The 12,514-nt window shown below is 34.5% G+C and carries 10 protein-coding genes; 1 reads left to right on the plus strand and 9 read right to left on the minus strand.

Annotation, left to right across the window (positions count from 1 at the left end):
* Nucleotides 1–32 precede the first annotated feature (32 nt).
* The 8 genes from ACQ9BO_RS19905 to ACQ9BO_RS19940 all read right to left on the minus strand — a co-directional run bounded on the left by ACQ9BO_RS19905 (nt 33) and on the right by ACQ9BO_RS19940 (nt 8,435).
* Nucleotides 33–941 carry a glycosyl hydrolase family 8 gene (locus ACQ9BO_RS19905; RefSeq protein WP_431242165.1) on the minus strand — a complete coding sequence of 303 codons (909 nt, stop codon included), beginning with the start codon at nt 939–941 and terminating at the stop codon, nt 33–35.
* A gap of 5 nt (nt 942–946) precedes the next feature.
* The gene (locus ACQ9BO_RS19910) at nt 947–1,330 is read right to left on the minus strand and encodes a hypothetical protein (RefSeq protein ID WP_431242166.1); all 384 of its coding nucleotides are present in this window, start codon (nt 1,328–1,330) and stop codon (nt 947–949) included.
* Nucleotides 1,331–1,347: 17 nt separating this feature from the next.
* Nucleotides 1,348–2,817, minus strand: coding sequence for a glycoside hydrolase family 43 protein (locus ACQ9BO_RS19915; RefSeq protein WP_431245174.1), 1,470 nt, complete (start codon nt 2,815–2,817; stop codon nt 1,348–1,350).
* Between the two features lie 111 nt (nt 2,818–2,928).
* Entirely contained in the window at nt 2,929–3,891 is a 963-nt protein-coding gene (locus tag ACQ9BO_RS19920) for a glycoside hydrolase family 43 protein (RefSeq protein WP_431242167.1), read from the minus strand.
* A gap of 42 nt (nt 3,892–3,933) precedes the next feature.
* A complete protein-coding gene (locus ACQ9BO_RS19925) occupies nt 3,934–5,871 on the minus strand; it encodes a glycoside hydrolase family 97 catalytic domain-containing protein (RefSeq protein WP_431242168.1) in 1,938 nt (645 codons plus the stop codon).
* A gap of 542 nt (nt 5,872–6,413) precedes the next feature.
* Nucleotides 6,414–7,208, minus strand: a complete 795-nt coding sequence (locus tag ACQ9BO_RS19930) for a hypothetical protein (RefSeq protein WP_431242169.1) — start codon at nt 7,206–7,208, stop codon at nt 6,414–6,416.
* A gap of 31 nt (nt 7,209–7,239) precedes the next feature.
* Nucleotides 7,240–7,443 carry a hypothetical protein gene (locus ACQ9BO_RS19935; protein WP_431242170.1) on the minus strand — a complete coding sequence of 68 codons (204 nt, stop codon included), beginning with the start codon at nt 7,441–7,443 and terminating at the stop codon, nt 7,240–7,242.
* Between the two features lie 35 nt (nt 7,444–7,478).
* Nucleotides 7,479–8,435 carry a thioredoxin domain-containing protein gene (locus tag ACQ9BO_RS19940; RefSeq protein ID WP_431242171.1) on the minus strand — a complete coding sequence of 319 codons (957 nt, stop codon included), beginning with the start codon at nt 8,433–8,435 and terminating at the stop codon, nt 7,479–7,481.
* A gap of 474 nt (nt 8,436–8,909) precedes the next feature.
* Between ACQ9BO_RS19940 and ACQ9BO_RS19945 the strand changes: the two genes are divergently transcribed.
* Nucleotides 8,910–10,283, plus strand: coding sequence for an MFS transporter (locus ACQ9BO_RS19945; protein ID WP_431242172.1), 1,374 nt, complete (start codon nt 8,910–8,912; stop codon nt 10,281–10,283).
* Nucleotides 10,284–10,340: 57 nt separating this feature from the next.
* Here the strand turns inward: ACQ9BO_RS19945 and ACQ9BO_RS19950 are convergent, their stop codons facing one another.
* Nucleotides 10,341–12,506 carry a beta-glucosidase family protein gene (locus tag ACQ9BO_RS19950; RefSeq protein WP_431242173.1) on the minus strand — a complete coding sequence of 722 codons (2,166 nt, stop codon included), beginning with the start codon at nt 12,504–12,506 and terminating at the stop codon, nt 10,341–10,343.
* Nucleotides 12,507–12,514 lie beyond the last annotated feature (8 nt).

Here is a 12,514-nt window from a genome sequence, read left to right on the forward strand (position 1 = left end):
GTTTCATACTTGATTTTTTTAAGTTTAAAAAATTAATTAAATGATGGAGTTATAATTTTATAATTCCCACTTAGATGCATTAAACTAAAGAGATACATTAGCCCATCATAGTAAGGATCGAAATAACCATCTTCATACGGTTCCAGTTTGGCATTCCAAACCGCATGAACAAAATCGATACTATTTTTGTCTTTGCTTACTAATGATGCCGTAGCCGAAGTTGCCACCAATCCGATCGAATGTCTTAGTTTTTTAACCGAACCTGCTTGCAGAATAAAATCAGGTTTAGTACCATCCAGATTGAATTGATCTTCAAAAGTGTCCAATCCTTTTGATCTGAGGAAATTTTGAAATTTAGAAGCGTATTCTTCCTGCCATTTTCTATCTTTTCCGTACCAGGTATAATCCATTGCAATATTCATAGGAACGCGCCAGGAATCATATCGAAATCCCGGTGGCATCCATGGTGTAGGATGAGGTTCGCCAGTAAACTCGGTATAATCTGAGTTTAATCCTGTTATCGGATGCGTTGCTTTATGCAGAAATTGTCGCGAAACATCAGCACATTCTTTGTAAAACTGCTCATGTCCATCTTTTGCATACAATGCCCATATTTCGAAAAATGCTGGAACATGATATGAAGGATCTGTCCAATTGTAACCACCACCTTCAGGCACGAATGATATTTGATTATGTTCAGTATTGATAATATTGTGAATTTTGCCAGTACCATCTTTTTTCCACATATTATCCAATATTCTTCTAGCTTCTTTGTAATAATCTATTCCTGTAGTATTGCCCCATCTATTTGAAGCAAAAAGCAAGCTTGTTACAAAATATAACTCGCCATCTGAAGCAGATCCAGCCGAATTTTGCTTTTTGGTTTCAGGATTTACACTCCATGCAAAATAACCTTCTCTTGGGCCATCCTGATGTTGCATGTACTTTACAGACCATCTCCAAAGACGGTCAAATACTTCTTTTTATTAAGCTGAACCGCAACCATCATTCCGTATGACATTCCTTCTGTACGCGCATCTTTGTTTTTAACATCCGATACATATCCTAAAGAATCACCCTCTTCAAAATAAACTTTGTTTGGTCCTTCAAAAACATCGTAATAGGCTTTGGCCAATTTTTTATCAATCTCATTTTGGCTGTATCCAGCTTCTTTAAAAAGATTGCGATATTGAGGTGCTTTAAATTCTGATTTTTCTTCTTTCTTTTTATTCTGACTAATAACTAAAACCGGAAAAATCAATCCCAAAATCAGCACCAAATAGTGAAGTCTGACAAGGGATTCGCTTGCGAAATTTTTATCTATTATCATTTTTGTTTTTTTCTTTATTAATAATTAATTCGAAACCAGTCAAAATCTACATATCCGCCAATATTTTTTGTTGCATAATTGAACAATCCAAAACGATAACCCATAAAGTGAGGAAGTGTATATTTCATTTTTAAAGTTTCACCTATCGGATTCCAAACTTTTCCATCTAAGCTATAGAAGAAATTTGCTTCATCTTTTTTATTGGTAAAATCGCATTCAATCTTTAAATAAATGTGATTTTGAAGCAAAGGAATTCGTTGTATTTCAACCGGTTTATCTTTGGCAGTACTGACCATTACGATTACTTTTTGATCGTTTTCAATTTTTACCCCTATTAATCCGTACTCTTTTTGTAAAGCACTTAATCCGGCAAAATCACCATCTTTCATTTTCGAAACATCCAACAAAACAGAGGCTTTACTGATTGGACCGATAGTACGTTGTGTAAGTGTATTTCTTGCCTGGAGAAAATCAGTATCAATTCTTCCCGTTTTTAGACGCAGAAATCCTTTTCTTTCTTTTAAAGACCAAAGTGTATTATCAGGATTATGATTCCATTGCCAAACTAATGGCAACATTTCTTGTCCTTTCTTTCGATTGAATTCATCAGAAGCAACCAAATTCGGAATCAAACCCTTACTGGCTGGTAGATCTATTATTTCAGGAACTTTACCATTTTCACCTAATATGGGCCAGCCATTCTCCCATTTTACCGGAACCAGATATGGAATTCTGCCAACTGCACCAAAATCACGAAAAAGGTAAGAGAACCAGCGTCCATCAGGAGTATCTATAAGTCCCCCTTGCGCAACACCTAAATCCTGCAACCCAACTTTTCCTTCCCAAGGACCAGTAATATGGTCTGCTTTATGAATAACTACTGTTCGCATTCCGTCTTTTGGCCAACAGATGTTAAACAAATAATATTTGCCTTTAACTTTGAATAATTGCGAACCCTCAGCTCGCGACATGATGTTATTTCCAGCTGGTTCACTGGCATTTTCTATAATAATTTTTTCAGGAGCATTTTGTTTGATTCCAGTTAAGTCATCGTTTAGTTCAACTAATTTGATTTGACCCGTTCCGTAAATCAAATATCCTTTTCCATCGTCATCAAAAAACAAGGAATGGTCGTGATAAGCAGGTTGAAAAGAAACCCTTTGCCAATTTCCTTTTTCTATATCTTTTGTTTTAAAAATATACGTCTCGCCCGTTGTTTGAGCAAAAGTTGTCACATAATAAGTTCCTTTGTGGAAACGTAAACTGCTTGCCCATGAACCTCTTCCGTAGGTACTTTTTCCATCTGTTAAATTTAATTCGGGCATATCTGCCAAAGTATCATAGGCATAATTTATTAATGTCCAATTAACCAAATCTGTAGATTTCATAATAGGCAAACCCGGACTCATGTGCATTGTAGTGTTGCTCATGTAATAATTTTTACCAACTCTTATAATAGAAAGATCGGGCACATCAGAAAAAATTATCGGATTTTGAGCTTTTTTCCTTGCGCTGAAGCAGTCATCTGAACAATCAAAATGAGGAAGGTAAAAATCAAGCTAATTCTTTTTTCATAACTTAAAAAATTAAAATCCTTATTACTTGATTTTGCCTATACCTTCAGTTGTTTGTATTATTTTCTGAATGGTTCCGTCTTTATTGTAATGCATATAATCGACGCAAATGGAACGTCTGTAGCTTCCTCCAGTTGGCAGACTTCCGTTATGATAGAAAAAATATGATTTGCCTTTAAAGTCAATAATACCGGGATGTGTGGTAAAACTATTTTGCACATTTTCCTGAATAATACCTTGATGGGTCCATGGTCCTGTAATGCTTTTAGCCGTGCAGTATTCTATCATTTCTGGTTTGGTTCCTGCACTGGCATATACTAAATAGTAAAGCCATTTTCTTTTATAAACCCAAGGTCCTTCGATATAATTTTTAGGTTTGAAAGTAGTTATCTCTCCATCCAATTCTGTCATGTTCTTTTTAATCTTGACCCATTTACAGCTTCCATTTCCCCAAAACATATAGGCTTGGCCATCATCATCAACAAAAACAGTCGGGTCAATATCGTCCCAAGCGTATTTCATGTCTGTTGTCATTTCATTTATAATAAGCGCTTTGCCAATTGCATCTTTAAAAGGCCCAATAGGACTATCCGAAACAGCTACCCCTATTGCCGCGCCACCACCACTTCTATCATCTTTTTTATGAAATGTAGAGACAAACCAATAGAATTTTCCATCCCTTTCAATACATTGAGCGGCATAAGCATCTCCCGTAGCCCATGAAAATGTGCTGGGTGATAGCAGTGCTCCGTGATCTTTCCAGTCTTTCATGTTGGTTGTAGAAAATACATGCCAATCGGCCATTTTATAATTTGTATCCTGCTCCGTTGCTACGTCGTGTCCTGTATATAAATACAAGGTTCCTTTATGTACAATTGGAGCTGGATCAGCGGTAAAAATATCTTTGATAATAGGATTTTGAGCTTTCAATTTAACTACTGATAAACAGCACATTACTATAAATGCTATTTTAATTTGGTTTTTCATTATTGTGGTTTTTGGGTTAATAGTTATTTTTTTGCAATTATTTTATTTTTCAATCGGAATTAAGGAAATCACAAAGCCTCCTCTTCGAAGTAATTTCACTTCAATAGTTTTATCCTTATTTACTTCCAAAACTTGAAAAGAAAATGCTTTATCGTGTTTTCCATCTGCAATAACAACGGCACGATAATCAATCCCTTCATCTAAAAAATCCAGTTTGATTTCTTTTGTAAGCTCTTCACGCTCAGAGGTACTAATTCCGCCAATGTACCAAGAGCCTCCTTTTCTGCGCGCCATTATCACATCTTTGCCTGGATAACCATCTATAAGTTTGGTTGCATCCCACGTTGTTGGAACTTCTTTTAAGAAGTTTTTCGCCTCGTCAGGTAATTGGTAATATCCTTCAGGCCTGTCTGCAAAATGTTGGAAAGGAGACTCAAAAAGTACAGAAAGCGCCAATTCATGTCCATAAGAAGTGTGATGTGGAAACTGAGAATTGGTAAAAGTCACAGGAGTATAATCCATTGCCCCTACTACATTTCTTGTAAAAGGCAAAATGGCATTATGTTCTGGCGCTGTGGTCGAAAATTCAGGTCCGTTATTATACCACTCAGCGCCTCGAACTGCTTCATAAGTCATTAAATTTGGATAAGTTCTTGACCAGCCACGCGGTACAATACAGCCATGAAAATAAACCATGATTTCAAATTGAGCCGCATCTTCTAAAATATCCAAGTAATAGTTGATCATATCCTGTTTTTCGCTTTCAAAAAAATCAACTTTAACCCCAGCAACACCCAGTTTTTTAAGTTTTGTAAATTCTTCTACTCTATTTTTATGCGTCAGCATTCGGTCTTTCGGCGTAGAAGAAACCCATGTGTGATCTCCTCCAGAATTATACCACATCAAAGGTTTTATCCCTTTTGAATGGATATATTTTAAAGCATCTTCTAGATTTCCGCCGTTTGACATAGCATCCCATTCCCAATCTAAAAGCGTATAAGGCCAATTCATTTCTACAGCTAAATCTGTAAAATCGCATACAATTTTGTAATCTTTCGTCCCGTGATTGCTTGACCAATAATTCCAGGAAACTTTTCCCGGTTTTATCCAATCGGTAGTTTTAAAAGCAGTTGGAGTCGAAACATCATCGATTAAAGTGCTTTCTACAATAGCACCTAAACTTCCTATCGCAATTACTCGCCAAGGTGACTTCCACGGAAGTGCAATTTTTGGTTTTGATTCGCCAGTACCTCTCGCATCCTGCTGATCGGGAAATGTAAGCTTGTAGGTATTGATGTCTGTTCTGTTGCTTAATTTTGTGCCGCAATAAGTGCGATTTAAATCGGCTTCATGTAATAAAAACCAACATGATTTATCTGAGGAATTAAATAGTGCAGGATAACACCATTCTTGCTGAAGAATTTTATCATCACTGGATGAAGCGTATAATCCTTCATTGGCCGGATTCCACTTTTCCAACCACCGTTTATTTTCTTTTGGTATTTGATAAGCTGTAAATTCATCATTAATGATATAAGAGCCATGTTTTTCTGGAAATTCATAACGAAATGTAACGCCATCATTATACGCTCTTATGATAAGATATAATTTGGCTTTGCTCGGATTTTCAAAAAAAACAGTTATTTCGTTGGCCGAATTTTCACGCACAGACTTTTTCCCAAATGGAAGTTCATATCGATCATTAATTAGTTTTGGCTTTGTTGCTTTTAAAAAATGGAGTTCTTTTGAAAAATCCTGATCGCTTCTTGAAAGACCTAAATTTATTCTCGGTATTATTTCTGTCATCTGATCAGCTGTCTTATACGATGTTTTCAAATACCATTCACCTTTTATAGTTGAATCAACAGCATTCAAAGCAGTTTTAATTTTTCCATTTGGTGATTGCAAAATGATATTTTGCGACCAGATATTAGACATGTTAAATGAAGCAAAAAGCAGTAGGATAATTTTTAATTTCATGATTTTGGATAATTCGATTAGCCCTATTATAAATAGAATAATTATGAAGCAATGAAAAAGCCGAAAGGATTAAGCTTCCGGCTTTACGATTTAAAAACTAAGGCATTTAGTTATAAACAGATTCTGTAAAATAACACTTATAACCTACCACAAACTTTTAAACCAATTTTTATCTTTTGACATCTAATTGTTTTATAATTAAACAATTAATTGCAATCCTGACTTTCTTTACTTATTCAATAACGGTACAAAAATTTAATCAAACCACGAATAAGTGTATTTATTACAAATATAAAAAAATAAATCAAAACACAACCGGTTGTGTTACAAAAAACATTAATTTTTGATAAAAAAATAGTTATAAAAAAATCATATATGTCTTTTTTTAGCCAATAAAATACAATATCCTCATTTTACTATGTCCATTGGCAGAAAAATTAAAGATTTATACCCATTACACAATATTCTTTGAAAAACTCGTAAAAAAAATTGTTGTCATTTTTCTATCAAAACTCAGTTAATCAAGAACATATAGACCTTATTTACTGAATATTGCTATTAATTTTACTGACTGCCATTACAACATCTACTTCAGGTTTTTTACATGCTTTGTTTACGCATATGTAGATGTAAGTTTCATTTTCATCAAAACGATTTTCTAATAAAGGAAGCCTACTCTCTTTTGTGGATCCGGCAATCAAAATATTAGGCAAATAGTAACTTTGAAGTTGATCTGTTTTGGACATGGCCTCTTTGCCTGAAATGGCTACTTCAAAATAATTATCAGTATAATTCAGCATTAGATCCAGCCAATTGTAGTATTCCATAGGAGATTCCAAAGCATTGACTTTTACATTATTCAACATTCGCTGTGCATTTTCTGCATAAGTATCATTAGAATAATAATGTCCCAATAAAAACAAATTATGCGCCAGAATCGAGTTGGAACTCGGAATAACATTATCTACTACTTCCATTTTTCTCGTAATTAAACCTGTCGAAGCATCGGATGCAAAATAAAAAAGGCTTGATTTTTTATCTTGAAAATGTTTAATGGCATAATCCGTTAATTGTTTTGCTTTGTTGATCCATTTTTCATCAAGCGTGATTTGATATAACGCAATAAAAGCATCTACAACACTGGCATAATCTTCAGCAAAACCAGCAATACTACTTTTGCCATCTTTATAGCTATGATTCAAACTTCCATCTTTTTGCAATTGATTATCAATGATAAAGTTGGCATTTTTTAAAGCAACCTCTTTATAATGTGGATTTTTAAATGTTTTATACGCAGTTATATAACCTTTCATCATTAAAGCGTTCCATGAAGTCAATGTTTTATTATCAACATGTGGACGAGGTCTTTTATTTCGTGCTTGCTAAAAGAATCTGCTTCCAGCTTTTAATTTTTGAATCCAATTGAGCTGAAGTCAATTTATTTTGAACAGCAAACTCTTTATCCGAATGATTTTTAAACAAGACATATTTTTGGTTTTCCCATAAACCGTGTTCATTACTATTATAATATTTCTGAAAAAGCGGGTAATCTGATTTTAATAAAACTTGCAATTCTTTTTTATCCCAAACATAATACGCACCTTCCTCTAATTTTTTTCTTTGTTTTTGCTGTCAGCATCGATCGAAGAATAAAAAGCTCCTTTAGAAGCCATGAGTTCACGTTCCACAAAATTCAGCGTCTCATATACAGTTTTTTTATAAAGTTCATTCTTTGAAACCAGATAGGCCTCGGAATATAAACCTACTAACTGCGCGTTATCGTACAGCATTTTTTCAAAGTGAGGAATATGCCAATTTGCATCTACTGAATATCTTGAAAATCCTCCTCCAATTGCATCATACATTCCACCATCAGCCATTTTTGTTAGTGTATTGTCAACAAAATTCTGAATTGATTTATCCTTATTCTGAACACCATAACGAAGCAGAAATTGCAAAGAAGCCGGCATTGGAAATTTGGTTTGACCAACTAAACCTCCATCTTTATAATCTAAATGTTCTTTCCATAATTTTACAGCGACCGAAATTTCGGTTTTATTAAAATTGACATCTTTATTATTGACAGCAATCAACTGCGATTCTTGAATTCCTTTTACCAATTTATCTGCATATTCACTGGCCTTATTTGGATTCTTCTTATATAAATCAGAAATCTCGGTTAAAGCTTTTGTCCATTGCTCTTTTGTAAAATAAGTGCCACCAAAAATTGGACGACCATTAGGAAGTGCAATACAATTTAATGGCCATCCGCCTTCGCCAGTCATCAATTGTACGGCATTCATATAAATCTGGTCAATGTCTGGGCGTTCTTCCCTATCTACTTTTATGCTGATGAAATTGTCATTCATTAATTTGGCAACAGAATCGTTTTCAAAACTTTCTTTTTCCATTACATGACACCAATGACAAGACGAATATCCTACTGAAATAATGATCAGTTTATTCTCTGTTTTTGCCTGATCTAAAACTTCCTTATTCCACGGTTTCCAATTTACAGGATTGTGCGCATGCTGTAAAAGATACGGACTTGTCTCATTGATCAAATCATTCGTATATTTATGATATTCTTTTTGATTCTGTTTTTTATCGCAACTTAAAAAAAGCAGAAAACAAAAAATAAAAGGTATTGAATACGCATATAAATAAATTGTAAAAGTGTAAATAATGACTTGGGTTGCAGGAGTTTTTAGAAACTTATGAAGCGAAAATAGCAATTTATATTTAAAAGATTTATCGAAACAAAAGAATGCTTCAAATGTTCTATTAAAGGCTTCAAAAGTGACAATCTTATTTCAACTTTCGAGGTATTTTTACAAGTAGCATTTTATTCGAATTATTAAAAGGAAGGAAATTTTTGCAAATGAAAAAACTCAGTACTATTTTGACTATAAACCATTTCACTGATAGAAGTAAAAAACAATACGTAAGTAGGAGTAAAACATCTGAAAAACTTTCTGTGTTAGAAAAAATAGGCTACGGTTTGGGAGATTTTGCGAGCAAATTTGATTTTTCAAACTTTGCTTACTTTTTTAGCCTTCTTTTATACAGATGTCTATAAGATTCCTGCCGGTACAGCAAGTATTATTATTTTTATTGGCGGTTTTATCGGTGCTTTCTTTAATATTTTTATGGGTATTGTTGCTGATCGTACCCAAACAAAATGGGGAAAATTCAGACCTTGGATTTTATGGACCGCATTACCCTTTGGAATTGGCTCTGTTCTTACTTTTTTAACGCCAAATTTTTCTGAAACCGGCAAAATTATTTACACTTTATTGACTTATTTTTTCCTTGTACTGATTTATTCAGCAAACAACTTGCCTTATGTAGCCTTAAGTGGCGTTTTGACGGGTGATATGAAAGAAAGAAACAGCCTCTCTTCTTATCGTTTTGTCGCAGTATTGATTGCTCAATTTGTGATTCAGTCCCTTTTATTGCCCTTAGTCTTGATTTTTGGTCATGGTGATAAAGCAGTTGGTTTTAAAAATACGATGATTTTATTTGCTGTAATAGGCACAATTTGTTTGCTGATCACTTTTTTTACAACCAAAGAAAGAATTCTACCATCAAAAAACCAAGAATCTTCAGTAAAGCAGGATTTTATTGATTTGTCTAAAAACGGTCCTTGGCTCGTTATGTTGCTGGTCACAATTTTAGTTTTTATAACCTTGTCCTTAAAAGGCGGGATGTATGTGTTTTATTTTAAATATTATTTAGATTCAGTCGCTCAAACCGTCTTTTTGAATGATATTGGTTTTACAGCATTTATTCATGATCTGAATACTTCATTGACAACCATGGGATTAGTTGATTTTCAATGGCCAAAGGATGTTGCTACTTCTGCATTTAGCCTTTTTAATGCGGGCGGAATTCTTTTTATGATTTTGGGCATTTTATTTTCGAAATCACTCGCAGATGCCTTTGGAAAAAGAAACATTTACATCAGTTTTATTTTTTTGTCTGCTATAAGTCTGTTGCTTTTTAATTTTTACAGCCGAACAGCTATTGAGATCGTTTTTCTGACGCAATTAGCGCACGGATTTATTTATGGTGTTACCATTCCTTTATTGTGGGCTATGATTGCTGATGTGGCAGATTATAGCGAATGGAAAAACCATCGAAGAGCAACTGCTACCGTCTTTTCGGCCATGCTTGTTGGATTAAAAATTGGAATTAGTATTGGTGGTGCATTGGGCGCCGCATTTTTATCTAAATACGGTTATGTAGCCGAAGAAGTTAATCAGGTTCCGGTCGCAGTCGAAGGAATTAAACTTTCTATCAGTATTTATCCGGGCTTTATTTTTATTATAAGCGCTGTTATGTTGTGCTTTTACAAAATAGATAAAAAAATGGAAATTCAGATCGAAAATGACTTAAGAGAAAGAAGATAAAATTAAAATTATGACAGTCATAAAACACTGTCATAATTTTAATTTTTTTAATGTTGATCATTGTACCATAATCTTCAGACTACTTACGATATCTTTCGCTGATGTAGCCGTATAAAGTACAAATTCACCAGTTTCAACTTTCCAGCTGGAAGTTTTCTCATCGTAAAAAGCCAGATCTTTAACCTTTACTTTTAGATCAATGGTTTTGCTTTCTTCTGCCTTCAGAAATATTTTATCAAATGCTTTTAATTCCTTTTTTGGCCTTAAGACTGACGCATTTGTTTGTCCCACATATAATTGAACAACTTCTGCTCCATTTGTTTTTCCTGTATTTTTAATATCAAATTTCAATACTATTTCATCATTTAAACTATAGACTTTTTTATCTGAAGCAACATTTGAGATTTCGAAAGAAGTATAAGATAATCCATATCCAAAAGGATATTGAGGTTCAATGCCTTTGGTATCAAACCAACGATAACCTACCAAAATATCTTCCTCATAATTTACCTTCAAATCATGACCAGGATAAGCCCCTAAAGCATGGGCTGGTGACTGGCTCAAAGTTACAGGAATGGTAAAAGGAAGTTTTCCCGAAGGAAATTCTTTGCCGCTTAATACGTCGATTATGGCATTTCCAGCTTCCATTCCGCCGTACCAACCCCAAACTAAAGCAGGCACGGAAGATGCTATTCCTGCAAGTTCAAGTGGAGAACCGGCAATAATCACAACAATGGTTTTAGGATTTGCTTTTGCTACCTGCTGAATTAAAGTTTCCTGTCCGTAAGGCAAACGCATGTGAAGTCTATCAAATGATTCAGAATCAAAATCATGATTTAAGCCTGCAAAAACAATCGCTACATCCGATTTTTTCGCTTGAGCTACAGCTTCGTCAATTAATTTCCAATCTACTTTATCTGTATTTAATTGGCCATTACTGCTCCTTTCCACAACATGCGATTGTTTTTCATATCCTTGCGAAAAATTTATTTGCAACGATTTTCCATATTTTTCGGTAATAGCCTGAAGTGGCGTTACTTCATATAACGCTTTTATTTCCGAACTAAATCCGCCACCACAATGCGTGCGCGTCGCATTATCTCCAATAATTGCAACCGATTTTAAAGCACTCATATTTAAAGGCAAAGTTTGATTTTCATTTTTTAATAGAACAACCGCTTCGACAGCAGAGCGATAAGCGGCTTGCTGGTGTTCTTTTGTATTTATAGAACCTGTTATTCGTGTTTTAGGATCTAAAACTTTGGTTTTAATCATAACTCGTAAAATATTCGCTACTTTCTCATCTACTACACTTTCTTTTATGTGTCCTTCCTGTACTGCCTTAATGAGTGGATCTGCAAAATACCATTCATCATAATTTTCTTTTTCAGTTCCCATTTCCAAATCTAAACCAGCTAATGCCGCTTTTTCAGTACTATGCACAGCATCCCAATCCGACATATAAACGCCTTTGAATTTGAATTCATCCCTAAGAATTGTTCGGCCTAAATAAGTATTTTCGGTGCAGTATTCACCCCTAAATTTGTTATAGGCTCCCATAACTCCCAATACTCCAGCATCAACAATCGACGATTTGAAACCAGGTAAATAAATTTCGCGAAAAGCACGTTCGCTCATATTAACATCAATAACAAAACGATTTTCTTCTTGGTTATTTGCTACAAAATGCTTCACGCAAGCGACAACATCCTGAGTCTGCAAAGCTTTGATATAACTTATTGAAAGTTGAGAAATAAGAAATGGATCTTCGCTCAAATATTCAAAGTTTCGTCCACAAAGCGGAGAACGAATAATATTGATTCCGGGTCCGAGCAAAACATCTTTTTTACGAAAACGGGCTTCTTCACCCAAAACGATACCGCGCTGTTTTGCCAAATCTAAATTCCAGCTTGTCGCCATTGCAGTTCCCGGAGGGAAAGAAGTAGAAGCATCATCTGTTTGCCCAGTATATTGCCAATTATGACGATTCATTTCTGCTCTGACTCCATGTGGACCATCTGACAATGCCCATTCGGGAATTCCAAGATGTTTGACTTCTGAAGTATAAAATTTAGAGTTGCCATGCGGCATTCCTACTTTTTCTTTCAAAGTCATTTTTTCAATTAAATGTATAATCTTCTTTTCTGTTGCCGCATCAGTTTGCGAAAAGGCATTTTGAAAGAATAGTGAAAACAACATAATGGCTTTAATTTTAAATTTCATTTTATCTA

Origin of the sequence: Flavobacterium sp. P21 (assembly GCF_050632225.1) — a bacterium.
Lineage (GTDB): Bacteria > Bacteroidota > Bacteroidia > Flavobacteriales > Flavobacteriaceae > Flavobacterium.